We start from the raw sequence: 21,881 nt of genomic DNA, 5'->3' as shown, positions 1-21,881 counted from the left end.
GCGCAACATTCACACCCTGGAGAAAAGCAATGACCGAAACCGGTGCAATGCTTGGCTATGGCTCGACGCTCGAGCTGGCGCCGTTCGAATTGCCGAACGCCTTTGAATATGTGGCAGAGGTGAAGAACTTTACGCTGCCTTCCGACACGACCGATCAGCAGGACGTGTCGCATATGCAGTCGCCGAACAAGACCCGCGAGTTTATCGACGGCTTCAGCGATCCGGGCGAATTCGGCTGCGAAATGAATTACATTCCCGGCTCGCCTTCCGACACGCTGCTGATCGCAGCCAAGGGCAAGCGCAAGCGCATCCGCATCACCTTCCCCAATGGCGTGCAGGTGCTGTTCACCGGATCGCGCCAGTCCTACGAGAAGACGGCTGAAACCGAAAACGCCATGACTGCAAGTGTGTCCTTCAAAGTCTCGGGCGAGCCGCTGCAGACACCAGTCACCGCTCCACGCGCATTGGTTGCGCCGCTTCTCCGTAGTTCGACCACGCCGCCTCAGGTCGGGTCGGTGGTGGAGCTCGACCAGGGTATCTGGGCTGGCGCCCGCTATGCCACGGTGCAGTGGCAGGTGGACGGCGTTGATGTCGTCGGTGCAACGGGCAGCGCCTATGTGCCGGTGGCGGCCGATGTCGGCAAGCCGATCACTGCGGTGGTGACAGGCGGCAATGACGACTTCGAAACGGTGGTCACGACCGCCGAAACGGCAGACGTGGTGGCGGCAACCTGATGGCCAATCCGCATCTGGGCGAAGTGCCCCTCATCGCCGGCGACGCGACCTATAAGGTCTCGCTTTCCCTCAACGCCATGTGCGAACTGGAAGACGCCTTCGGACGCCCGCTGCTAGAAGTCATTGGCGACCTCCAGGCAGCGCAGGCCGATCCAAAGGGGCTGCGGATTACGACTATCCGCATGCTGGTGTGGGGGGCTCTGCAGGATCATCACCCCGATATTGACCTAAAGCGGGCCGGCGTCATCGCGGGGGAGGCAGGACTGCCGATCGTCATGGAGGCCATCATCAAGGCCATCCATCTTGCCTTTCCGCAGGCCAAGGCGGGCACCAAGCCAAACCCTCGCAAGGCGCCGCGGGGCTAGATCCTCTCGGCCTGCTATCGCAATGGGTCGAGGCAGGCCAAGACCCTTCGGCGTTCTGGCGGGAGACGCCGCGCACAATCCTGCTGGTGCTTGACGCCTGCGCGGAACGGGATCGCCGGGCCCACAATGACCGCGCCTGGCTGGCGCATCAAACGGCATTCCTCACCAGCTATCACCCACCAAAACCCGAACGCTTCACGAAGCTCGACAGGCTGCAAATCAAAGCCAAGAAGGGTGCGCCCGCGCATAATCGAGACTGGCAAGACGACTTTGCCGCCATGTCAGCCTGGGCTTCGAAGTCGGTGCACTAAAACTCGACTTTCTCGCCATCAGCCGTAATCGCCGACTCTGCACAGATCGTTATCGCCACGTCCGTAGCAGTGAGCGAGGGCAGATTGGTGATCCCGAAAGAAGTAAGCTCAAGCTTGAACTGATCGCGGGCTTTGATTTGGCCATTAGTTGGCACTGTCCAGCCACCAATATGGTTTCCAAGCGCGTCGTCTATGAACACCGACGTAGTGAGAAGGCGGTACTCGACGTCTGTCGAGTTCCCAATCTTGATCCCGATATCGGTGGCTGTCCCCAACGGCGTTTCTCGATTTTCGGCCGTCCATGAAATGAGCTTCAGGGGCGTGGCCGATCCTTGCTGACACTCCGAAGCCAACGCGGCGGCTGAGCTCATTATCAAAACGAAAACACTGCACGCAAACCGTCTCATTTCGCCTCCCAAAGCCGAAATGGGTGACATCGGATTATGGGGGAGTCAACAATGGCGGCTGTCATCGGCGCCCTTCGAGTCGATCTAGGCCTGAATTCTGCTGAGTTTGAGCAGGGCATGAACAGGGCCAAGGGCGCATTGGGCGGGCTGACCAAGGCGTTTACCGCACTGGGCGGCGTCGCTTTGTTTGCTGGCGTGGCGACGGGCGTAGGGCAGGCGTCGGCCGCATGGAGGAGATGCGGAAGCTTACGGCCCAGCTGGACCAGGCTTTAACCAATGTTGGAAACACTGCCAAGACCAGCGGGTCTGAGGTGGCTGCCTTTGCCGATCGGCTTGAACGGTCAACCGGACGAGCTGCCGAAGAAATCATGGCGGTGTCTACCAATCTAGCCACCTTCGGCTTCAACCGCCAGGTATTCTTCGAAGCCATCGAGTTGGCTGACGACATGTCTGCGGCCTGGGGCGGAGACCTAAAGCAGAACGTCGAGGGCTTGGCACGCGCCCTGGCGGACCCGGAAAAGGGTCTTGCCATGCTCACCAAGCGCGGCATCACTTTCACCGATCAGCAAAAGGAAATGATCGCCGGCTTCATGAAGTCGAACGATCTCCTCGGCGCCCAAGGGGTCATCCTCGACACGCTGCAGGAGCAGGTTGCGGGGGTGGCTGAGGCTGGTTTCACCGGCCTAACGAAAGCTCAGGCCAACGCCACGATGGCTCTTGAGGGGTTCTTCGAAGCTGTAGCAACCGGCCTCGGCGTAAACGCCGGCATGGAGATGGGGCTGATCGCCGTGGCTGGGGCGCTCGACTTTGTAACTGCCAACATGGGTGTTCTTGCGAAGTCGGCAGCAGTTGTTGGCTCGGCCATAGCGGTTGCGCTTGGGCCGACTGTTTGGGCAGCGATGTCGGGCGCCGCCGTTGCGTTTGGGGCATCGGCTCAGGCCGCCTTCATTGCTGTCGGCAAAGCTGCGGCGGCTAATCCCATTGGCCTCCTGGTGACCGCTCTGGCGGCAGCCGTTACAGCGGCGATTGTATTCCGCGACGAAATTAAACAACTCATTGGTGTCGACTTCGTCGGCATAGTTCAAGGTGCGGCGAACAACACAATCGGACTCTTCGTCGGTGCATTTAAAGCGGTAACGGCGGCTTAGGGCATGCTGCCAGCGGCTTTCGGGGATATCTTCACCCTAGCAATGAACGGCTCGATCGAGATTGTTCAAAGCGGCGTCAATGGGATCATAGGTGCACTTCGGAAGATTCCTGGGATGGAGGGCCTGCAGGACGCCAATTTGACGGGCTTCATCAGAGAGCCCTCGGGCGCTCTAGCGGAGCTTGGTGGAGTGGTGCAGTCGGCCTTCACCGAAGGCTTCAGCCACAACTATCTCGGCGAACTCGGCAAGGCAGTGGAAGGTGTTGGCGTTCAGGCTGAGACGACAAATCTCGCGCTGACTGCTCTTAACGACACCGTGACGAATACTGGCGTTGCGGCCGGCGGGGCGGGCGGCGCGGTTCGCGACCAGATGGCGACCGCTCTGGAGGCCATGCGCACGGCGCTGATGACCGAAGAGCAGGCCGAGATCGCCAGCCACGAAAAGCGTCTTGAGCAAATCCAGGCCTTCTACGATCAGGGCATGATCCTCAAAGCCGAGTATGACGCGATGATGGAGGCTGCCCATCAGCAGCATTCCGATCGCATGTCGCAGATCACGCAACGGCAGGTTGAAGACGAGGCGCGCATCCGCTCCGGCCTGGTGGGACATGCGGCCGGCATTTTCGGTTCGCTCAGCACGATCATGGAGAACTTCGGCGAGGACAACCTTGGCGCGTCGAAGGCCTTCGCTGTGGCAGCTGCGGTGATCAACACTGCCGAGGGTATCACCAAGGCTCTGGCGCAGGGCGGCATTCTGGGCTTTGCAGGCGCCGCTGCGGTGGCCGCTGCAGGCATCGCGCAGATCAGCACCATCATGTCTGCGAAGAAGGGCAGCGGCTCCCGACCAACCGTCGGTGCGTCGGCTCCTTCCGTGGGGCAGGGCAGTGGGCAGGCAAAGACGTCGACTGCCGTCGCGATCACCCTGCAGGGCGACTATCACCCCACCCAACAAGTGGAGGAGCTGATCGGCAAGCTGCTCGATCTGCAATCCGATGGGCATCAGATCATTCTTACGAGGCCCTGACCGATGCCGTTGTATCTATCGCGCAATCTCGTCCTCACCTTCGACCCTTGGGACGAGGATGAGAACGGGAACTTCCCTGTCATCGGCTGGCACAACCTGATCACCATCAACAACGTCTCTGCGAGCTACGAGAACGAGGCGTATCCCGCCACCAATCTTGCAAACCCGTCTACCGCGGCCCGGTGGCAGTCGACCCAGTCCACAGTTCAGTACATCACGATCGATGTGCAGGATGGTGATGGCGTCGATTACGTTGGGCTTGCACGGCACAACTTCGGATCGACGGGCGCCACGGTCGAGGTTCAGGCCTTGCCGATAGGGACGACGTCAGCATGGCAGACCGTGTCGGAAGAGCGGTTGCTCCCCAACGACCAGCCGACGATCCTTCGTTTCGAGCGGCAACCGGTTGGAGGAGTGCGGCTGCGCATCGTGCCCAATGGTGTTCCGCCGCGCTTGGCGGTGATGCATGTCGGGCGGTTGCTGCAGATGCCGCGCGGCCTGCAGGAGGGCCATGTGCCGGCGCATCTAGCGTCGAGCGACGACATCGTAACGGGCCTGGCCGAAAGCGGGGACTATCTTGGCCGGCTGGTGACGCGCCAGGCACTCAGCTCGGGCGTGTCCTTCAAGTTCATCAGCAAGCACTGGTTCGATGCCAACATGCTGGACTTCGTGCGCGTGGCTCGTGGCGCGCCGTTCTTCTTTGCGTGGATGCCCGACCTTTACCCTGACGAAGCATCCTACGCCTGGACAACGTCCGACATTCGACCAGAGACGCTGATGTTGGCGCGCGGCGTCTTCGTCAATCTCGACTTTTCCTTCGATGCGCTGGCGATATGACCAAGAAGCTCCTGACCTTCGTCGAGGTCGACCTCGACTATTGCTCCTTGCGCTATGGCGAAGGCGCGTGCCCGGCAACCATGAGCGGCGCCAGTCCGACCGGCGACCACAAGTGCTTTAACACGCCAGCCACGTGCCAAGTCCGCGAAGCTTTCTTGAACCAGCCGGTCACGCTGCGTTTTGCTAAAGGCACAGCCTATCTGGCCGAAAGCGGCATTGAGGCCATCCCTGCGATCGAGGCGGAGAACTTCTCGCCGCCGACGGTGTCGCTGGGGAGAACCTTGGTACGCGGGCCTCGCTGTCGGTGACATTCTCCGACTTCCGCTGGCCTGACACAGGCATCGGCTTCGACAAGTATGTGGCCGAGCGCCCTTACGACCCGTTCAAGCAGGGTAAGTTCTGGGGAAGTTCCGGTCACGCCACCCGTTTCTTCGCGGCAGGGCGATCCGGCTTATTCGCGGCGAGCTCGGGCAGCCGCTCGAGGAGATGGAGACGCGCCACTTCGTCATGGAAAGCTTCGATGGGCCAAGCCCCGAAGGGCGGTTCACCATCGTCGCCAAGGACGCGCTCAAGCTGGCAGACGACGAACGGGCCCAGGCGCCGAAGCCTTCGCGTGGCTACCTGACAGCAGATATCGGCTCCGGCACGACATCCGTCACGCTCCTGCCGGTGGGCATCGGCAACCTCGAATATCCCGCCTCGGGCTATGTCAGCATCGGCGGCAAGGAGATCTGCGCCTTCACCCGATCGGGCGACGTGCTTACGCTCACCCGAGCCCGCTACAACACCGCGGCCGTAGCGCACAAATCTCAGGACCGCGTGCAGTTGTGCCTCGAATATGTTGGCCAGAGCCCGGCGACGATCCTGCGCGATCTGTTCGTGACATATGCCGGCGTGCCGGCTGCTTATATCGATCTGAACGACTGGCAGGAGGAGGCGAGCGCCTTCCTGGGCGTGCTGTATAGCGCGTTGATCCCGGAGCCGACAGGGGTCAACAAGCTTGCGTCCGAACTCGTCCAGCAAGCTGCGCTGGCGGTCTGGTGGGACGATCTGCACCGACAGATGCGCATGCGCGTTCTGCGGCCGATCTTGTCTGACGCTGCGCTCTTCGATGACCAGAACATCCTGTCGCGCTCGATGCGGATCAAGGACCAGCACGAGAAGCGCCTGTCGCAGGTGTGGGTATATTATGGGCTGGTCAATCCGCTGACCAAAGCTGACGACCCGACCAACTATCGCTCCTTGCATGTCTCCGGCGACCTGTTGGCAGAGGCCGATTACGGCCAGCCGGCGGTCAAGAAAATCTATGCCCGGTTCATTCCAGAGTTCGGCCGGCAGGTGGCACAGCGGGCAGGGGACATCGTGCTCGGCCAATACCGTTTCCCGCCGCGGCTGATGACGTTTCAAACCTTTCGCGGTGTGGAGCCTTTGCCCGAGCTTGGAATGGGCTGCAATGTCATGGCCCAGCCGATGCAGACCGACACCGGAGCGCCGGCAGTCATACCCTCTCAGATCACCCGGATCACGCCGCAGGAGAGTGGCTTTCTGATAGAGGCGCCCGAGCTTCGCTTTGTCGGTGAGCCGATCGACCTCGGCGACCGCACGATCATCATCAATTCCAACGTTCAGAACTTCAACTGGCGTGCCTCTTACGATCGGCTCTACCCGGCGCCGACTGTCGACGATGAGATTATCTGCATCATCAATCCCGGCGTGCTTGTCGGGTCAAATTCTACGTCTCTTGCGGCCTTTGTCCTGGGCGACTGGCCAGCTTTTGCGAACCTGACCATCCGCTTACGCGGCGGCATCCGGGGTAAAGGCGGTGCCGGCGGTAAGGGCGGCAGTGCGGGTAGTGGCGGTGGTAACGGTAGTGCTGGCGGCACGGCACTTTACGCTCGTCATGCCTTTAAATTGGAGCTCTTTGAAGGTGCGTCACTCTGGGGCGGTGGCGGCGGGGGCGGCGGTGGTGCTGGCGGACCATCTGGCAGCATCTCAGGTGGTGGTCGCGGCGGCGGGGGCGGCGGCGGGGCTGGTGTGGCTGCAGGCGCTGGCGGTAGCGGTAACAACCCTGGTCGAGGGGGCTCTGCCACCGGTGGCGGTAGTGGCGGCAGCGGCGGGGGCGAAGCTGGCGGTGGTCGCAGCGGCGGCAATCCCGGCAATGCAGGTGATCGCGGCGGCACCGGCACCAATCCGACACTGAGCGGCGGCAACGGCGGCGGCGCGGGTGCTGCCATCGACGGTAACTCGTATTCGACCAAGACCGGCCCGACCAACACCCTTCGCGGTCGTCTGATCAACTAGCAGGAAACAGCAATGGCTTTAGCAAGATGGACCGGCCTCGTGCAGGACGGCAACGGCAACGCCGTGGCTGGAGCGCAGGTCGAGGTGCGGCGGGAAAGCGACAATTCGCTTGTGGCGCTGTTCTCGGATGCGAATGGCACGGCGGCCTTGGGCAATCCCTTCACGGCAGCAGAGGCCACAGTCTTCTTCCACGTCGCCGGCGGCGCTTATCGCGTCAAAGCGTCGGTCGGCGCTTTCGAGCAAATCTGGCGCTATGTCGGTATCGGTACCGCCGGCCAGCTCGACATCGAGGATGCGATCAACGGCGCCCGGTACGACGTCATGGTTAGCACCATGGCAGATCGAGCGGCCTATAACGCCGAGGGCGCGTTGTTTGCCGTGCTCGTTGCCGATGTCGGCAACACGTTCGGTGCGGCCAATGCCGGTCGCTCGGCGATCTTTGCCAAGAAGTCGGCGACGTCGGGCGACTGGACCGATCCGGCCTATATGACCGGCCCTGTATTCGCGTTCGAAGCCGGTACCACGACAACCGGGCCTGCGGGGAGCGATGCCAGCTTCAGCATCACGCCGACGGCCCAGGGCGGCAAACTCAACCTCACCTTGCCGCGCGGCGCTGCAGGCGGGCAGGGTGCGGCCGGCATCGATGGCCGAGATCCTGGCATCCTGCTCATCTGGTCGACGAACACCGCCGACAGCGATCCGACTGATGGTATTGTCAAAGCCAGCAACGCTGATCTCTCCGCGGCCGCCTTTCTCTACGTCGACAACGTCAATCGCGCCGGTTCGTCCCTGGTCAACTTCCTCGACCGGCTCGACGACAGCACCAGCCCGATCAAGGGGGAGATTGTGCTGACGCGTGTCTCCGACAATGCCCAGGCGATCTTCTCCGTGGTCTCAGCCGTCGCCGCGTCAGGATACTTCAAGGTCGGGGTCACAGGTCATTCCGGGGCGACAGCGTTTGGCAATGGCCAGCCCGTCAGCTTCCAGTTCACGCGCACGGGCAATGCCGGCTCCGGCGACGGCGACGTCAAAGGCCCAGCTTCATCGATCAGCGGGCGGATCGCCGTTTTCTCCAATGCGACCGGCAAGCAGCTGGAGCAAGCGAGCGTCGCCATCGCCGATCTGCAGCCCGCGGACACTGACCTTACAGCGATCGCGGCACTGATCACCACGACCTATGGCCGTGCGCTTCTGACACTGGCGAGCCAGGGCGCCCTGATGGCGCTGATCTCGCTCAGTTCGGCCACGGCTGCGGGTATCATCGAGCAGGCAACCGCCGGCGAGGTTCGAAGCGGCCTCGCTGATCGCGCCATAGCGCCCGACGTCGCCCAGGCGGCAATGGCATGGGTGGCGGGCCCAGCTGATGCTTCAACAATGACGTTCGACCAGGCTGCTGGAGTGAACCAGACAGCGACTGCGACGGCCGCGCGGACCATCACTGCAAGCAATCTCAAAAACGGCCTGCCGCTGACGATCGTCTTCACCGGCAACTTTGCCCACACCTATGACACGGCAGCTTTCGACTTCACCGAGGTTGGCGGTGTGCCCATATCGCCGCTTTGGTCCGTATACCTCATTTCGGGTGTCGTTCGTAGCGGCAAGGTCAGGGTCCACACCGTTGCGGAGACAGGCGCGTGACCTTTCCGGGCTGGTTTCGTCAGCGTCGAAAGCGCGGGAAGCCGGTGATCTCGCCGGTTGGTCTGCTGGCCTATTATCCGCTCGACGCAGATGCGTCGGACGCCTACGGCACCTTTCCAGGCACGCCGACCAGCATTTCTTTCGTGCCCGGCAAGATCAGGGGTGCGGCCAGCTTCAACGGATCCTCAAGCAGGATAGCGGTTCCGATCCAGTCGGCCATGACGACCAACTTCAGCCTGGCTGCATGGATCAACTTTGCAGCCACCGGAACGCTGTTCCTCAACGGAACACAGACCAATCGTTCCCGCTTTGCCATTCTGTCGGACGGTCGACTTCGCTTCACCGAAGACAATATCGCCGACTACACCTTCACGCCGGTGCTGGCCTTCAACACTTGGTACCATGTCGCTTTTGTAAAGAATGGCAACAGCGGCGCTAACCTGACGCTGTACGTGAACGGCGTTGCTGCCGGCTCGGTCTCCGTTGGCACGATCACCACGCCGTCCGGAACTGCATATATCGGCGCGAACAACACCACCACGTTCTGGAGCGGTCTTCTCGATGACATCAGCCTCTGGAGCCGGGTTCTGACGGCCGATGAAATCGCCAAACTCGCCAGCGGCACCGCTGGCATTGCTACCCGCTAGGAGGCAAGAACATGCTCGCATACAAAGGGGACGATGGTTCGTGGATCGGCTGGCAAGGCGAGCCGCGCCCGCTTAATGGCGAGGGCTCCTGGGAACTGCCGCGCAATGCCGGCAATACCTATAGTTGGCAGCGTCTACGCACCTTTGGGCTCTATCGGGTCGGGCAAGGCGAGGTGCCGGCCGGAAAGGTCGTGACGGCTCGGTCGCTCGAAGATCACAACGGCCGTCCGCGAGAAGTGCTGACCCTCGACGATGCGCCGATCATCGTGGAGCCCTATCAGGTCTATCGTTCTACCTTCATCAGCCGGATGGAATTCGACCCAGACGCCGGGATCGACGAGGTCGGCAAGCTCGAGGCGGTGCTGAACGGGCATGGCAATGCCAAGCTGCGCCAGATGTTCTACGCCGTCGAATATTTCGTTTCCGACGATCCGCTTTTTGCCGTGCTGCATTGGACCGTGGCGATGGCGCTGTCGGCTGATGGCGAGGCGCCCAACATTGAGAGGGCGGACGAGCTACTGGCGCCCATAAAATCGTGAGCCCATAGCCCATTATAGCAGGAACTTAAGGGGGCTGATTTAGGGCAGGCTTCAGCGATCGTCTGGCGATAGCACTGCCAGAACCAGCCCAAAGACGGGTTCGTAGATTTTCATGACAGTAAAGGGCATTTCGAAGGTGGCTGAACTCGCCATGTTCAGGATTTCTGACAGTTTCTCTAAAGCCGCGCCTTCGTTGGACACCATCAGTTCCCGACATTGTCGAGCCTCGGCCAAGAGCTTTGCTGCCTTTGCGTAGTGATCCAGCAAATCTGTCATACGCAACGCCTGCAAGTGAGGACCGGACTAAGAGCTACCCAGGGCTACCACGTTCCGCTAGGCTTCCGGTGTACGCAGCAACCCGGCGATCGGTTCACCGATTACCGGCGTTCCGATCCCGCGAGAAGCAGGCCTTAGATGGAGGGCTGACCTGGACTTGAACCAGGAGACCGGGGGTTGCAATCCCGTGCGTTCACTTCCGCCACCAGCCCACGTACTCACTAGATCGAATTTAGTTTCGCGCCGGCAATGCCGATTTTAGCATCTGGTTAACGCATACCAAAAGCCCCAGCCCTGGACGGCTGAGGCTTCTGACTACGATGCGCGCACACAGTACATTTCGCGCCATACAAACATGCCGGATCAAACTGAATATGGGCTTAACGGCTGGCCCAAAGCACCTAACAGGTGGCTAACCCGACTATCCTAGCAGATACCGCGAGGTATCCACCTAGAGGGGCGGGTATGAGCGTTCAGCGCCACTCATACCCGCCACCAAAACCCATAGCACACACATCGACTAACTTATGTTAATCCGCACAAGCTTTCCGCAGCATGGGCAAGAAAAAAGCCCCAGCCGTTCGGAGGAACTGGGGCCTTATTCTTGGGAGTGCCAGCATTCTCGGAGGGTAGCACGCTGACAGGCGATAGAACAGCCGGGCGACCAACTAAGTTCCAGTTGCTTGTGAAAAGACCCCGGCTCAAGGCCGGGGCAAGTCTCACCCACGGAGATGCGCCCCCGCAGGTGAGAGAGCAACGCTTTCAGGCGGGCGATAGACCCAACATCGACAGAAGGCCAATGTTGCCAAAGCGCAAAGATGACGGTGGTGTTCAACGTCACGGAATACGGTTAGCTAGATACATGGCTATCTGAGCGAACTGGCTTTTCTTGCGGGCGTATGATGGGTCGCGCTTCTGGTTATGCTGCACGTCTAGTTCGCGGTGTGCAGCGTCCAAATCGCCCTCTGCGCCTATCGCCTCGGCGAAGTCAGCAAAGGACGCGTGCGGGCTTTCCAAGTGGATGGTGAAAGCTCTGGATTTTCCGACCAGGTAGGCGTTCACGTTGGTAGTGACCGTATCAACGTAGTCGAGGCACACCGGCATCAGTTCCTCCGGTGTGAGGCTGGGTCGCCCCAGCACAGTTGACGCAAATGCCCTAACGCTCGACATCGGCCCGTCGATGAGGCGGGCCATGCTGCGAGCCACAGTTTCACGGTCGCGCAAGAGATGGACGTATGTGGCGTTGTCGCCGTAGCGCATCTCTAGAGCACCGAGTTGTTTCGTTAGGCGATGGTCTGCCTCAATGTGATTGTCCGGGTAGTCGAGGCGGCTAGGCCCAATGATGGATGATCTGCTTTCATGCCCAGCGGTAAAGTTCGTGAAATGCCCACAGGCCTGCGCGAACGTTGTTGATCCACTACGCCCGGTACACAAAACAAAAACGTTCATTTACTCACCCTCTGCCTAGAACGGCCCTTGGCCAATCGTCCTGTATTTCTCAGGATTTCATTGGGCCACAAGGGTTTGGCTGACGCAACCACCAACAGCAACAGGAGGCCACCATGGCCGAAAACAACTTCGCCGCGGCGTTGCCGGCGGTGCTCGCCCATGAGGGTGGCTATGTCGACCATCCGTCCGATCCGGGCGGTGCGACCAATATGGGGATTACGCAAAAGACGCTGGCGCGCTGGCGCAATGTTTCGCCTTGGACCGCACTGCCCAAGTCTGCCGTAAAGGCGCTCGGCCGTGACGAGGTGGCCGCCATCTACAAAGAACGCTATTGGGACGAGGTGCGTGGCGATGATCTGCCGGCGGGCCTCGACTATGCGCTCTTCGACTACGCCGTAAACAGCGGGTCCGCACGCGCTGCCATTACGCTGCAAACCATTGTCGGAGTCGCGCCCGATGGGGAAGTCGGCCCAATCACCCTTGCTGCGACCGCAAAGCTGCCGGTGAAGACGCTGATCGTTGACCTGTGCTCGCAGCGCCTGGCATTCCTCGAGCGCTTGTCGACTTACCCTGTGTTCGGTCGCGGCTGGAAAAAGCGCGTCGATGGTGTCAGAGTGCTGGCCATGAAGATGGCTGACACATCTGCTGTCGTCACTGCTGAACCGGCACCAAAGCCCGTCAAGCTTGACACCCGGGTCCGCCAGCATATCCAGATCATCCGCGCCGAACTCGACGCGCTTGAAGCCGCGCTCTAGCGCAACCCCTCACATCAACGGAGACTTCCCATGCGACTGCTCAAGCAGGCGGCGATCTTTGCTGCCCTCATGTTCGTTGCCGTGCCTGCCTTCTCGCCGGCGGCGGCTTTTGCCCAGGTTGTGGCAACAGATGCTGTCGTCGTTACTCATCCGACGTTCCTGTCCGAGCTGATCGTGGCCCTTGTGCCGATCTTCGGCCTGGTCATTACCACGCTGATCGGCATCGGCCTGGCCTTCCTGAAGCAAAAGACGGGCATCGATGTTGAGGCGCAGCATCGCATTGCGCTGCAATCGGCTCTGATGAACGGCATGCTCTTTGCCATCCAGCGCATGGGGTGGGTGCCAGGCCAGCCGACCGATCGGCTGCTGGCGGCTGCCCGCAGTTACGTCGAACAGTCCGTCCCTGATGCGCTGGCCAAGTTCGGCATTGATGCTGCAACCGATGTCGGCCGCGCCACGCTCGATCGGCTGCTTACGCCGAAGCTCCCAGTTCCTCCCGGCACGGTCATGCCGAATGGCGACGTGCTGATCGGCCGGGCCCCGTAACGAGGCCAGCATGACCGATCAACTCCTCACCGGTGGCGTCAGTCAGCTTCTTTCGCAGGGGCTGCTCGGCGTCATTGTCGTTTTCCTTCTTTGGTATGCAGGGCAGCTGCAGAAGCGGCTCGACGCCAAGGACGAGGCGCACAAGCTGGAGATCGCCGCTGAGCGAAAGCTCAATGCTGATCTTCAGCAGTCCCGTCTCGATGACACCAAGGCGCTTGTCGAGGTGGTTGGGTCTGCTCGGTCGGCCATGCAAGCCATCCTCGCCACACTGGGGAAGCAGCCATGAAGCTTTGGCCCTTTAGCAGATCGCCATCCATCAATGCCGTGCTAGTGGATGATGTCCCTGCCGCGCCGGTACCGGACGAAGAAATTGAGTATCAGCGCGACGTCGCGGGGCTTGCCCTGCAACGCGAAAGCATCCTGACGGCGCAAATAGCCGGGCAAATCCAAGAAACGTTAGCGGCCGGCGTGCTGCTCGAGCTGCGTGGGGGCAGAACATGAAGGCCGCACTTTACCGCTTCCAGACGCTCTGGCTATCACTCCTTGCCCTGGTGCTTTACGTCGCAACTCACTTCGCTTTCAGTCAGATGACCGCGAAGTGGCTAATCGACTCGCTTGTGCTTGGCGTGGCTGCCGGCATGGCATGGACCTGGCGAGCTGCAGCATTTCGCGCCATCAGCCGCGGCGGATCAAGCGGCACCGACAAAATCATCCTTACCGTGTGGCTGGCCTGGGCAACGCTGCTGGTCCAGAGATGCTATGTACTGACTACCGGCGCCCTTGGGCGTCCCCAGTGGCTCGTAGACAGCTTCGTGCCCGGGTTGGTTGCCACGCTGATCTTTCTCGCCGGCATGTACGGGCTGTCGGCTCCAGCAACTGGCGCAGAGGACTTGCCCAAACGAGAGCAGCTGCACCTGATCATCGGCTGGTTTGTCACTGGCGCTGTCGGGGGCGGCGCAATTGTCTACTTTATGCTGACCGGCGGGCGATGATCTGCCCGACCTACCGCACGCTAATCGGCTGGGACTGGGAGCCGTACCGCATCCTGAACAGCCTCTTCATCTCCTAGCGCTGCCAGCATGGAGTAGGTGCTGTCTTCGCATATGTTTCAGTTCTGCAGGGAGGACCCGTAAGTGCTGCTTCAGTTACCGCCAGCCGATGATGATGAAAGGTCGCAATTGATTGCGCGTTGGCATCCGCTCGTGTATCTGGGCATGTCATTAGAGCCGGACCTGATCCAATCGGCACGTCATCTGGAACGCGATTCGATTGATCAAAGTACTTCATGTCTACAAGACCTTCGCTCCTGATGACTTTACTGGAGTTCCGAGGGTCATACATAGCATCGCAAAAAGTCTTTCGACTTGTTGCGATAACACAGTGCTGACACTGGCCGATCAACCGGCAGCAAGCCAGCCGCTCGAGGTGGATGGTTATCATCTTTACCAGGTCAAACGGGCGGGGAAGCTCTATTCAACGGATTTATCAATCTCGATTTTCGGTGATTTTAGAAGGCGGGCAGCTGAGGCGGATGTAGTTCACTTCCATCATCCTTGGCCCCTGATGGACCTTATGCAGCTAGCTTCTTGCTCGCAGACTCCTTCGGTAATCACCTACCACTCCGACATCGTCAGGCAGCGGCTACTGAAGCCGATCTATGCGCCAATCATGCACGCTTTTCTGTTGCAGGCAGATGCATTAGTCGCGACATCACCGAACTACTTGAAATCCAGTCCTATCCTGCAGCGGTACCGTCAGAAAGCTTCTGTAATCCCTATCGGAATAGCTGCTCGTGATGCGCCGGATGTATCACTTGTCAGGCACTGGAAGAGCAAAGTCGGCGAGGGTTTTTTCCTGTTCATCGGAACCTTCCGATATTACAAAGGACTTCGCTATCTTATCGAAGCCGCTCGACTAAATGGACTGAGGGTGGTCATCGTTGGGAGCGGTGACGTAGGCTCCCTGGGTCGAAACCTTCCGGACAACGTGACCGTTTTGGGTCCAGTGAGCGAAGTGGACAAAGAGGCACTTCTTACTTTGTCAGCCGCCTTTGTTTTTCCGTCACATCTCAGATCTGAAGCGTTCGGTGTGGCTCTTCTTGAAGCGGCTCGGGCGGGCAAGCCGATGATTTCTTGTGAAATCGGCACCGGAACTAGCTTCGTAAACGTAGATGGACTGACTGGCATCGTGGTGCCCCCTGCAAATCCCGACGCCTTGTCGGCGGCAATGGTACAACTCGCTGGCGTTCCTGGGTTGGCTGCGAAGATGGGGGCTGCCGCTATAGAGCGCTATCGTAGTCACTTCAGCGAAGACGGCATGTCGAGCAAGTATCTACAAATCTACCAGCGCCTCGCAGCGTCGGCATGAGTGATATGAATGAATGATTGAAGTGCAGCAAAATACAGAAATAGGCACGGCCCGAAATGCGCCGATCAATCGCAAATTGCTGATGATCACCAGTTACGGCAGGCCATGCGGCATTGCGCAGTATGTCGAGTTTCTTGAAATCCCACTTCGTGCTAAAGGGAGCTTTCAGTTCGAAGTAGCTGCCCTTCCGGTCGACTTGTTTCGCGCGAACGGGCCATATGCTCGCAAAGCTTCTGCTGCGATTTTTGAGCAGATTCTCACGAAAGCTCGTGATGCCGACGTGGTGAGTATTCAACTTGAGCCCGGCCTGTTCGGGATGAGCCCCTTCTCGATTTGGAGGAGACTGAGGTCGATTATCGATGTGAGCAAAAGGGTGCTCATTACTTACCACACCGTTCCGATTATGGTGAGCAGCAGACCTAAGCTGTCCCTGCAGGGGCTTAGAGAATTCGCGCAAGCGTGGCGAGGCAGCTTCGTCTTCAATCAGCTCTTTTCAGCAGTACGTCGAACCCCGTACAAGTTCAGGCACATCGTTCAAACTCGTAGGGAGGCCACAAATTTTGGACTGCTTGGCATTCCACCTGAGACCATTATCACGGCCCCCTTTCTTTTATCGGTGAGTCTGCACGAACCGATCTTGGTGCCAGTGCAAAATACCGCCAGTGGTTGAATGGCCGCTACCCGGTTGAAGGCAAAAAGGTTCTTGGGTGCTTCGGCTTTTTATCTGAATACAAGGGCATAGAGACAGCGGTGAAAGCCCTGCGACACCTTCCGGAAGAATATCATCTGTTGATTGTTGGTGGGCTTCATCCAGAAGGTGTCGCAAGGCATACTGTAGAACAACCCTACATTCAAAAGTTACTTGCGGAATTGATTGGCAAGGCCGCGCAGTCGAACGGCTTCAGATCCGTCTCGGTCAGAGGAAACTCTAAGCTGGTGGAGCGTGTCCATTTCTGTGGCCCTCTTGGCAATAAAGAGTTCAATCAAGTCATGGCAGCTTGCGATGCAGTGGTCCTTCCATACGCGGAGGTAGGACAAACCTCTTCGGGGCCAGCCGCGCTTGCGCTGGATATGCAACAACCGGTTTATTGCTCAAGAACCCACTGTTTCAAGGAGTTGGATCGATTTCAGCCCGGGCTGATCAGCTTCTTCGAAATCGGCAACTACATTGAGCTTGCTCAGAAGCTGCTGCGACATGATGGAGAGCTGCCCGAGCGCAAACATGCCCGAGAGATGTACCTTCACGATCACAATGTGGAGCGTCGTGCACAGCTCTATATAGATGCAGCAGCAGCACTGCTCGGGGAAACCCGACGGTGACTTCGCCGCATCGTAACGACTGGAGATGGGTGGAGCGGGCATTTCATCGCGACTTGATGGTCCTCATTACGCAGCGACGCTTGGCATGGCAGCTGTATCTAGCCGACGTAGCGGAGCAAAGGCGAAGCTCCGGCCTAGGCCTATTTGCTCCCTTCATCTCCGTGTTGGTGCATGTTGCTCTGTTAGGTAGTGTTATGGCCTTGGTGTTTAACGAGCCGGTCGACACCTTTATCCCTTTCTTTGCAGTGTCCTTTTCGCTCTGGCAGGCTGTTTCAACCTTTGTGTCAGTTTCTTCGCACGCCAACGATAAAGTTGAACGCTATCTCTATTTTCCCACGGTGTCCGGCTATATCGTGCATCTGGTAAACTGTTATGAGTTCCTCGTTGCTTTGATCCTCAAAATCAGCGCGTCGTTTCTGGTAATCCTGATCGTTAGCCCGGATGTTCTTGTTGGCGCTAACTACCCGGGATTCTTTTTGGGTGTGACGTTGCTGTGCCTATTGGTGCTGTCCTGGTCTTTGCCGTTTGCTTATTACTTCGACCGCTTCCGCTTACTGCGCGGTTTTCTTCCGCAATTGCTTTTTGCCATTTACCTAATGACGCCAATTCTATGGGACCCATCGCGGCTGGATAGCCATATCTGGATTGTTAACTTCAATCCCCTCTACCATGTTATCGAGGCAGCGCGTTCGCCCTTGCTTCATGGTGGCTGGCCTTTGGTTAGCTATTTTGTTGTAGTCGCGCTGGCCGCACTTGGCTTGGCGCTGTCAGCAATGCTTTACCCTAAGAACCGGGATTTGGTCATCTACAGGTGGGTGGCATGAAATTGTCTGTCGATGATGTAGTTGTGCGGTTGATACACGCCACGGTCGACATCCCTCTTCGCGGTTTTCGAAACAAGGACCTTGGAGCGGATCCGCGCTTGATACGAAAAGGTCCCGGTATCTTCCTGAGAGCCTTGAATGATGTGTCTCTCGAAATTCGTCGTGGAGAACGTGTCGGGATTGTAGGGGGAACGGCAACGGCAAAACCACGCTGCTCAAGCTTATTGGTGGCATGTTGCCGTTAGCATCTGGCCGGATGGAGGTGAGGGGGTCAGTTCGTTCAATGCTTAGTATTGGCGCCGGAACGGCTCTGGCTCTCAGCGGACGGCAGAACGTTCGACTGAGATATTCCTTGCTTGGAATAAGAAGTATGACCTTGCTGGATTTCGTACGGGACGTGGAGGACTTCGCTGAGCTTGGGGCATTCTTCGACCTGCCAGTTGGCACATACTCTCCAGGAATGCAGAGTCGCCTCCAATTTGCGATGAGTACAGTTGAATCAGCCGACATACTGTTGCTGGACGAATGGATGGGAGTTGCGGATCGGGACTTTCAGCACAAGGCTCACGATCGGCTTGTCAGGTTTATCAAGAGCAATGAGGCCTTCATATTCGCCTCCCACAACGAGGCTCTACTAGCTGAAATGACTGAACGTAAATTGCACATGCATATGGGAATGCTAGTGGAGGGTGCTGTTGCTACGTCAACTTAAAAAGCTCTTTTGTTCGAAGGAAATGCATCTACAGGCAGAACCTAATGGAGGATCTGCAGCGGTATTCGCGAACACTTATCTCGGGCGCGACCGAATGCTCGTTCGAGCAGAATGGGGTGGATATCTGGTGATCCCCACTTTCAATGTCGACGTCGCTGTGGGGTTGGTCAGGGACGGCGTCATCGAGCCTTGGACAACGCGTCTTGTTCAGGAGCTGGTAAAAAGCGGAAACCGTGTTTTAAATGCAGGAGCGAATTTTGGTTACTATTCGGTGCTTTGCGGCCAATTAGTGGGCTCGAACGGAAAGGTTATTTCGGTTGACGCCAATCCGCATATTATACCCTATCTTCAGCTTTCGAGGTACTGGGGAGGAGTGCCAGACCGAGTCGACGTGTTCAACGCGGCACTTTGGGATCAGGGCGGCTTGACGCTGGATTTCTCGTTCGATCCTCAATTTCTCGGTGGCGGCGCCGTAACAAAACGTCCGAGTACCCATGCAGTAACTTCGATAGATCAGGCGATTTGGTCTGCCCGAAGCATCGAGGCGTTGACTGGTGATGACATGAAGGTGGATGTGGAAAAGGGGATGATGGTTCCCTTCCGGGTCAAGACTACCACCATCGACGACTTAGCAGCGGGGCGTGATCTTGATCTCATCCAGCTTGATATAGAGGGCGCCGAGGCTCAGGCGCTACTGGGCGGCAAAGCCACGATCGAGCGGTCTCCAAACCTAAGAATTATCACAGAATGGCAAGGTTCACGACTTACCGAAAATGAAGAGTTGCGTGGCGTTTCCGAGCGATTGTGGGTGCTTCTGTCCGGACTGGGCTTCCGGGTCCGGCGATTAGAGCCTTGGGTGAACGCTGATGGGGGCATCACATTGTCCTCTCCGCTGTCTAAGGGGTACATGTTCTCGGAGGCTCCGCATGGCGATTATGTCTGGCTGAGACCTCAAAATGATCCTTGGGGCAAGTGAGTTTACAAAAGCTGATCTGAAACCAGCAGCGCGCCCTTGATCGACTTAACTTAAGTCGCGACGACTCTGCGCGACCTAAACGGTCATGCTTCTTGCACTCTGTGTGCCATTTCATGTGCCGTGGATTTGCGAAGTCTTTAAAGGAGGCTCCGCAAATCCTTGACCGAGAAGTGGCTAATCGACCCGCTTGTGCTTGGCGTTGCTGCTGGTATGGCGTGGACCTGGCGGGCTGCCGCGTTTCGCGCCATCAGCCGCGGTGGCTCAAGCGGCACCGACAAGATTAACCTCACCGTTTGGTTGGCGTGGACGACGCTGCTGGTGCATCGATGCTACGTCTTGACCGCCGGCGCGCTGGATCTGCCGGAATGGCTCACCACCAGCTTTGTACCGGGCCTAATCGCCACAGCGATATTTCTTGCCGGCATGTACGGACTGTCGGCACCCGCCACCGGGAGCGAAGATTTGCCGAGGCGCGAACATCTCCACATTATCGTCGGCTGGTTCATTACTGGCGTCGTCGGGGGTGCCGCAGTCGTGTATTTCCTGCTCGCTGGCCCCGTCTAGGCGAGAGAAAAAGATGGCCGTCCGAAATGCATCCAGACGACCATCGTTTAAGCTAGAACGACAGCGCCGCTTTGACGAACGGGCCGTGCGAAGTGAAGCTTTCTGGCTCCCCACCGGGAACATTGCTTACATTGCCGAAGTGCTCGCCGCGGTACCCGATGGTGAAGCTGGCTTGCTCGGTAAAGTGATAATCGAGTCCGATCGAGGCTTCGAGGTTCACGACGGTGCGGTTGTCATCGATTTCGGTTGAAGTGGGACCGCCGCTAGTGTCGGTGGTGATCGTCTGGCTAGAGTTGCCAAAGATCACGGCGCCAGCGAAAGAACCCGAGATACCGAATGGCGAGTCAGCGAAGCGATTTGCAATGTCCATGCCGACGCGCGGACCAATGCCGAAATAGTTGCTTTCAATAAGGGTGCTTTCGTCAAACTCACCACCAAGCTTATCCTCGGTGACAAAAATGTCGTTGGCTGCATGAAGACCGCGCGCGCCGGCGAACAAGCGAATGTCCAGGTTGTCGTCTAGCTCGGGCGTGTAGCCGATCTCGATATCAAATGCATGAATGTCGAGGTCGTTCTCAACCTGACCGCTGCCCCTGGCACGACAATGGGGAACACGATGCCAGGTTCGCTATATTCAGCCTCACCTGGAGATAGCGACGTTATGGAAACCCCCGCTGCGACATCCCATGTAGGGCTCAGCGGCACACCAAGATAAAGCGATCCGAAACCACCATCAAGATCGCTGATGCTGAAATCGTCCGTGGTCGTCGTGTCAGCGATGAAGCTTTCGGCAGCACTATTGTCGCCGTAGACGACCGCACCAATTGCTTCGATCCAAATGCCACGGTCCTGTGCGAGTGCTGGCGCAGATGCCATGATAGCCGCCAGTGACACGGTCGTGATGCAAACACTCGCGAATTTCATAATGACCCCCATACGCATTTGGTGTCTCACAACCGAAGCGCAGCGAACAGAGGCATTACTTCGCCTTAGCCGGTATTTTTTCTACTGTTGCGGATTTGCTATCTGTTCAGGACAGACCTTTTCTTGTCCGGTGCGCTACCCGCGGCATTGTCCTGCTTAAAAACACACGCTTTCCTTTGTTCGCATCACGAGCAGCCCGGATGAGCGGACGGGTCAGCTCAGGATTTCTTGTCACCATTACTGTTAAAGCCGCAGCATCGATTTGCTGATTGAGTATAGGCTTAAGCGGACGGTCATGCTTAGCCCATTGGCTAGCAACTTCAGCGTCAGTTGCGGTCCAGCTCAGATATCCAAGCAAGCGGTCGCCGGAGACAGCGGCAAAATGATGCTGGTGCCGCAATTGCATTCGGACAACGGGGCTTAGCGCTCCGACTTCGTGATGTAGGAGAAGCTCATTTTGGATAGCAGGTCCAATATAAGCCCGAACGATTGAAACGAATTGGGCAATCGAAGAAGTGAGTGGCTGTCAGCCATTTCGCTCTCCGAAATCGGGACGGACCTTCTATCCCTTTCGGATCAATACCCCAACCCCTGACGCTTGTTCCTGTCCTGTTCACGGTGTAGGAGTCGGCACCTTGCCACCCGCGAGGTCCGACATGGGAATGACGCCGAGCCGAAACACCGTCGAGAAGATCACCCTCGGTGATCTCGCCGCGGACAATCGGCTGATCGTCGTCCGCTGCAACCATTGCCGGCGCACCAGCCACTTCCTTGCCAGCGACCTGATGACCGTCTACGGCGCACCAGCCAAGATGCACGACGTCTTCCGCTCGTGCTCTCGATGCAATCGCTCGGACTTCCTGTATGTCGGCACGCGCCTGCCCGACGCTGCTGACGAAGGCGTGCTGAAAGTCCGCCGCCCGAAATGGGCGTGGCGAGAGGTGCCTTATCAGAACCCCGTCAAGCGACCTCAGACAGCCGGCGAAGCTATCGCTCGATCGCGAAGCGGCGGCACCGGTGGCGGTCACCATCACGAAGAGCCGCTGACGACAGATCAGGCGACGTTGATCGCGCTTCTCAACTCGAAAGGGTTCTGGCCTCCAAACTTTTCCACGAAGAAGGAGCGTCTTAAGTGGCTGGAGCAGAATCGGTTTCGCGTCGGAAAACCTAAAGCGGATTGAGGATCGGCTTCTTGGTGTTGGGGAAGGGTAGTGCATC

29 protein-coding genes and 1 tRNA gene are annotated in these 21,881 nt (G+C 58.4%); 24 read left to right on the top strand and 6 right to left on the bottom strand.

All coding sequences use genetic code 11. The annotated features are described in order from the left end of the window. Positions 1 to 29: 29 nt before the first annotated feature. From G5575_RS18125 to G5575_RS18115, 3 genes are all read left to right on the top strand, one after another. On the top strand, positions 30 to 734 hold the full coding sequence (locus G5575_RS18125) for a phage tail tube protein (protein WP_164535547.1): 705 nt from the start codon (positions 30 to 32) through the stop codon (positions 732 to 734). Beyond that, positions 734 to 1,099, top strand: coding sequence for a hypothetical protein (locus G5575_RS18120; RefSeq protein ID WP_164535546.1), 366 nt, complete (start codon positions 734 to 736; stop codon positions 1,097 to 1,099). The genes G5575_RS18125 and G5575_RS18120 overlap by 1 nt, the downstream gene beginning before the upstream one ends. Positions 1,100 to 1,185: 86 nt before the next feature. Continuing rightward, complete coding sequence (locus G5575_RS18115) at positions 1,186 to 1,410, top strand: hypothetical protein (protein WP_164535545.1); 225 nt, start codon at positions 1,186 to 1,188, stop codon at positions 1,408 to 1,410. Here G5575_RS18115 and G5575_RS18110 read toward each other — a convergent pair. Then, a complete protein-coding gene (locus tag G5575_RS18110) occupies positions 1,407 to 1,817 on the bottom strand; it encodes a hypothetical protein (RefSeq protein ID WP_164535544.1) in 411 nt (136 codons plus the stop codon). The two genes, G5575_RS18115 and G5575_RS18110, sit on opposite strands and share 4 nt — an antisense overlap. Positions 1,818 to 2,044: 227 nt before the next feature. Between G5575_RS18110 and G5575_RS18105 the strand changes: the two genes are divergently transcribed. The 8 genes from G5575_RS18105 to G5575_RS18070 all read left to right on the top strand — a co-directional run bounded on the left by G5575_RS18105 (position 2,045) and on the right by G5575_RS18070 (position 9,950). After that, on the top strand, positions 2,045 to 2,965 hold the full coding sequence (locus G5575_RS18105) for a phage tail length tape measure family protein (RefSeq protein WP_207633250.1): 921 nt from the start codon (positions 2,045 to 2,047) through the stop codon (positions 2,963 to 2,965). 114 nt (positions 2,966 to 3,079) lie between these two features. Further along, positions 3,080 to 3,988 carry a hypothetical protein gene (locus G5575_RS18100; RefSeq protein WP_164535542.1) on the top strand — a complete coding sequence of 303 codons (909 nt, stop codon included), beginning with the start codon at positions 3,080 to 3,082 and terminating at the stop codon, positions 3,986 to 3,988. A gap of 3 nt (positions 3,989 to 3,991) precedes the next feature. Continuing rightward, positions 3,992 to 4,825, top strand: a complete 834-nt coding sequence (locus tag G5575_RS18095) for a hypothetical protein (RefSeq protein WP_164535541.1) — start codon at positions 3,992 to 3,994, stop codon at positions 4,823 to 4,825. Then, on the top strand, positions 4,822 to 5,133 hold the full coding sequence (locus G5575_RS18090; protein ID WP_164535540.1) for a hypothetical protein: 312 nt from the start codon (positions 4,822 to 4,824) through the stop codon (positions 5,131 to 5,133). Before G5575_RS18095 ends, G5575_RS18090 begins: the two co-directional genes overlap by 4 nt. Before the next feature lie 178 nt (positions 5,134 to 5,311). Beyond that, the gene (locus tag G5575_RS18085; RefSeq protein ID WP_164535539.1) at positions 5,312 to 7,126 is read left to right on the top strand and encodes a hypothetical protein; all 1,815 of its coding nucleotides are present in this window, start codon (positions 5,312 to 5,314) and stop codon (positions 7,124 to 7,126) included. A 12-nt stretch (positions 7,127 to 7,138) separates the two neighbouring features. After that, positions 7,139 to 8,764 carry a carboxypeptidase-like regulatory domain-containing protein gene (locus tag G5575_RS18080; RefSeq protein WP_164535538.1) on the top strand — a complete coding sequence of 542 codons (1,626 nt, stop codon included), beginning with the start codon at positions 7,139 to 7,141 and terminating at the stop codon, positions 8,762 to 8,764. Then, positions 8,761 to 9,411: a LamG domain-containing protein gene (locus G5575_RS18075; RefSeq protein WP_164535537.1), complete on the top strand. Its 651-nt coding sequence runs from the start codon at positions 8,761 to 8,763 to the stop codon at positions 9,409 to 9,411. The genes G5575_RS18080 and G5575_RS18075 overlap by 4 nt, the downstream gene beginning before the upstream one ends. An 11-nt stretch (positions 9,412 to 9,422) precedes the next feature. Further along, positions 9,423 to 9,950, top strand: a complete 528-nt coding sequence (locus G5575_RS18070) for a hypothetical protein (protein ID WP_164535536.1) — start codon at positions 9,423 to 9,425, stop codon at positions 9,948 to 9,950. Positions 9,951 to 10,001: 51 nt separating this feature from the next. On the opposite strand, the gene G5575_RS18065 is transcribed toward G5575_RS18070, so the two are convergent. The 3 genes from G5575_RS18065 to G5575_RS18055 form a co-directional block, all read right to left on the bottom strand. Beyond that, positions 10,002 to 10,226 carry a hypothetical protein gene (locus G5575_RS18065; protein ID WP_164535535.1) on the bottom strand — a complete coding sequence of 75 codons (225 nt, stop codon included), beginning with the start codon at positions 10,224 to 10,226 and terminating at the stop codon, positions 10,002 to 10,004. A gap of 139 nt (positions 10,227 to 10,365) precedes the next feature. After that, positions 10,366 to 10,438: transfer RNA gene (locus G5575_RS18060), tRNA-Cys, on the bottom strand. A 625-nt stretch (positions 10,439 to 11,063) separates the two neighbouring features. After that, a complete protein-coding gene (locus G5575_RS18055) occupies positions 11,064 to 11,675 on the bottom strand; it encodes a hypothetical protein (RefSeq protein ID WP_207633249.1) in 612 nt (203 codons plus the stop codon). Positions 11,676 to 11,788: 113 nt separating this feature from the next. On the opposite strand from G5575_RS18055, the gene G5575_RS18050 reads away from it, so the two are divergent. From G5575_RS18050 to G5575_RS17995, 12 genes are all read left to right on the top strand, one after another. Further along, on the top strand, positions 11,789 to 12,430 hold the full coding sequence (locus G5575_RS18050; protein ID WP_164535534.1) for a glycoside hydrolase family 108 protein: 642 nt from the start codon (positions 11,789 to 11,791) through the stop codon (positions 12,428 to 12,430). 30 nt (positions 12,431 to 12,460) lie between these two features. Then, entirely contained in the window at positions 12,461 to 12,976 is a 516-nt protein-coding gene (locus tag G5575_RS18045; RefSeq protein ID WP_164535533.1) for a hypothetical protein, read from the top strand. Positions 12,977 to 12,986: 10 nt separating this feature from the next. Further along, positions 12,987 to 13,262, top strand: a complete 276-nt coding sequence (locus G5575_RS18040) for a hypothetical protein (RefSeq protein WP_164535532.1) — start codon at positions 12,987 to 12,989, stop codon at positions 13,260 to 13,262. Beyond that, positions 13,259 to 13,477, top strand: coding sequence for a hypothetical protein (locus G5575_RS18035; RefSeq protein WP_164535531.1), 219 nt, complete (start codon positions 13,259 to 13,261; stop codon positions 13,475 to 13,477). Before G5575_RS18040 ends, G5575_RS18035 begins: the two co-directional genes overlap by 4 nt. Next, positions 13,474 to 13,968: a hypothetical protein gene (locus G5575_RS18030; RefSeq protein WP_164535530.1), complete on the top strand. Its 495-nt coding sequence runs from the start codon at positions 13,474 to 13,476 to the stop codon at positions 13,966 to 13,968. The genes G5575_RS18035 and G5575_RS18030 overlap by 4 nt, the downstream gene beginning before the upstream one ends. Positions 13,969 to 14,245: 277 nt before the next feature. Continuing rightward, entirely contained in the window at positions 14,246 to 15,343 is a 1,098-nt protein-coding gene (locus tag G5575_RS18025; protein WP_207633248.1) for a glycosyltransferase, read from the top strand. A 13-nt stretch (positions 15,344 to 15,356) separates the two neighbouring features. Continuing rightward, positions 15,357 to 16,013 carry a glycosyltransferase family protein gene (locus tag G5575_RS18020; RefSeq protein WP_164535529.1) on the top strand — a complete coding sequence of 219 codons (657 nt, stop codon included), beginning with the start codon at positions 15,357 to 15,359 and terminating at the stop codon, positions 16,011 to 16,013. Beyond that, complete coding sequence (locus G5575_RS18015; RefSeq protein WP_164535528.1) at positions 16,010 to 16,663, top strand: glycosyltransferase family protein; 654 nt, start codon at positions 16,010 to 16,012, stop codon at positions 16,661 to 16,663. Before G5575_RS18020 ends, G5575_RS18015 begins: the two co-directional genes overlap by 4 nt. Beyond that, positions 16,660 to 17,487, top strand: coding sequence for an ABC transporter permease (locus G5575_RS18010; RefSeq protein WP_164535527.1), 828 nt, complete (start codon positions 16,660 to 16,662; stop codon positions 17,485 to 17,487). Before G5575_RS18015 ends, G5575_RS18010 begins: the two co-directional genes overlap by 4 nt. A 232-nt stretch (positions 17,488 to 17,719) precedes the next feature. Further along, a complete protein-coding gene (locus G5575_RS18005; protein WP_207633256.1) occupies positions 17,720 to 18,199 on the top strand; it encodes a P-loop NTPase family protein in 480 nt (159 codons plus the stop codon). After that, a complete protein-coding gene (locus G5575_RS18000; protein ID WP_164535526.1) occupies positions 18,183 to 19,175 on the top strand; it encodes an FkbM family methyltransferase in 993 nt (330 codons plus the stop codon). The genes G5575_RS18005 and G5575_RS18000 overlap by 17 nt, the downstream gene beginning before the upstream one ends. A 159-nt stretch (positions 19,176 to 19,334) precedes the next feature. Further along, complete coding sequence (locus G5575_RS17995; RefSeq protein WP_164535525.1) at positions 19,335 to 19,739, top strand: hypothetical protein; 405 nt, start codon at positions 19,335 to 19,337, stop codon at positions 19,737 to 19,739. A gap of 52 nt (positions 19,740 to 19,791) precedes the next feature. On the opposite strand, the gene G5575_RS17990 is transcribed toward G5575_RS17995, so the two are convergent. Then, positions 19,792 to 20,280 (bottom strand): Lpg1974 family pore-forming outer membrane protein, encoded by a 489-nt coding sequence (locus G5575_RS17990; protein WP_328766575.1) that lies wholly within the window; start codon positions 20,278 to 20,280, stop codon positions 19,792 to 19,794. Beyond that, on the bottom strand, positions 20,259 to 20,615 hold the full coding sequence (locus G5575_RS17985) for a hypothetical protein (RefSeq protein WP_164535524.1): 357 nt from the start codon (positions 20,613 to 20,615) through the stop codon (positions 20,259 to 20,261). Before G5575_RS17985 ends, G5575_RS17990 begins: the two co-directional genes overlap by 22 nt. 683 nt (positions 20,616 to 21,298) lie before the next feature. On the opposite strand from G5575_RS17985, the gene G5575_RS17980 reads away from it, so the two are divergent. Further along, positions 21,299 to 21,844 (top strand): hypothetical protein, encoded by a 546-nt coding sequence (locus G5575_RS17980; RefSeq protein WP_164535523.1) that lies wholly within the window; start codon positions 21,299 to 21,301, stop codon positions 21,842 to 21,844. Positions 21,845 to 21,881: the final 37 nt, after the last annotated feature.

Source organism: Devosia aurantiaca (assembly GCF_011058215.1).
GTDB classification, from domain to species: domain Bacteria; phylum Pseudomonadota; class Alphaproteobacteria; order Rhizobiales; family Devosiaceae; genus Devosia; species Devosia aurantiaca.
The sequence above is the reverse complement of the archived record's forward strand: the minus strand, read 5'-3'. Positions and strand labels throughout refer to the sequence as shown.

What these genes read in the sequence shown, in the direction of transcription:
- G5575_RS18125 (WP_164535547.1), top strand. Translation starts at nt 30, where the DNA reads ATGACCGAAACCGGTGCAATGCTTGGCTATGGCTCGACGCTCGAGCTG.
- G5575_RS18120 (WP_164535546.1), top strand. Translation starts at nt 734, where the DNA reads ATGGCCAATCCGCATCTGGGCGAAGTGCCCCTCATCGCCGGCGACGCG.
- G5575_RS18110 (WP_164535544.1), bottom strand. Translation starts at nt 1,817, where the DNA reads ATGAGACGGTTTGCGTGCAGTGTTTTCGTTTTGATAATGAGCTCAGCC.
- G5575_RS18105 (WP_207633250.1), top strand. Translation starts at nt 2,045, where the DNA reads ATGGAGGAGATGCGGAAGCTTACGGCCCAGCTGGACCAGGCTTTAACC.
- G5575_RS18100 (WP_164535542.1), top strand. Translation starts at nt 3,080, where the DNA reads ATGGAGGGCCTGCAGGACGCCAATTTGACGGGCTTCATCAGAGAGCCC.
- G5575_RS18095 (WP_164535541.1), top strand. Translation starts at nt 3,992, where the DNA reads ATGCCGTTGTATCTATCGCGCAATCTCGTCCTCACCTTCGACCCTTGG.
- G5575_RS18090 (WP_164535540.1), top strand. Translation starts at nt 4,822, where the DNA reads ATGACCAAGAAGCTCCTGACCTTCGTCGAGGTCGACCTCGACTATTGC.
- G5575_RS18085 (WP_164535539.1), top strand. Translation starts at nt 5,312, where the DNA reads ATGGAGACGCGCCACTTCGTCATGGAAAGCTTCGATGGGCCAAGCCCC.
- G5575_RS18080 (WP_164535538.1), top strand. Translation starts at nt 7,139, where the DNA reads ATGGCTTTAGCAAGATGGACCGGCCTCGTGCAGGACGGCAACGGCAAC.
- G5575_RS18070 (WP_164535536.1), top strand. Translation starts at nt 9,423, where the DNA reads ATGCTCGCATACAAAGGGGACGATGGTTCGTGGATCGGCTGGCAAGGC.
- G5575_RS18065 (WP_164535535.1), bottom strand. Translation starts at nt 10,226, where the DNA reads ATGACAGATTTGCTGGATCACTACGCAAAGGCAGCAAAGCTCTTGGCC.
- G5575_RS18055 (WP_207633249.1), bottom strand. Translation starts at nt 11,675, where the DNA reads ATGAACGTTTTTGTTTTGTGTACCGGGCGTAGTGGATCAACAACGTTC.
- G5575_RS18050 (WP_164535534.1), top strand. Translation starts at nt 11,789, where the DNA reads ATGGCCGAAAACAACTTCGCCGCGGCGTTGCCGGCGGTGCTCGCCCAT.
- G5575_RS18045 (WP_164535533.1), top strand. Translation starts at nt 12,461, where the DNA reads ATGCGACTGCTCAAGCAGGCGGCGATCTTTGCTGCCCTCATGTTCGTT.
- G5575_RS18040 (WP_164535532.1), top strand. Translation starts at nt 12,987, where the DNA reads ATGACCGATCAACTCCTCACCGGTGGCGTCAGTCAGCTTCTTTCGCAG.
- G5575_RS18035 (WP_164535531.1), top strand. Translation starts at nt 13,259, where the DNA reads ATGAAGCTTTGGCCCTTTAGCAGATCGCCATCCATCAATGCCGTGCTA.
- G5575_RS18030 (WP_164535530.1), top strand. Translation starts at nt 13,474, where the DNA reads ATGAAGGCCGCACTTTACCGCTTCCAGACGCTCTGGCTATCACTCCTT.
- G5575_RS18020 (WP_164535529.1), top strand. Translation starts at nt 15,357, where the DNA reads ATGATTGAAGTGCAGCAAAATACAGAAATAGGCACGGCCCGAAATGCG.
- G5575_RS18005 (WP_207633256.1), top strand. Translation starts at nt 17,720, where the DNA reads ATGTTGCCGTTAGCATCTGGCCGGATGGAGGTGAGGGGGTCAGTTCGT.
- G5575_RS17985 (WP_164535524.1), bottom strand. Translation starts at nt 20,615, where the DNA reads ATGGCATCTGCGCCAGCACTCGCACAGGACCGTGGCATTTGGATCGAA.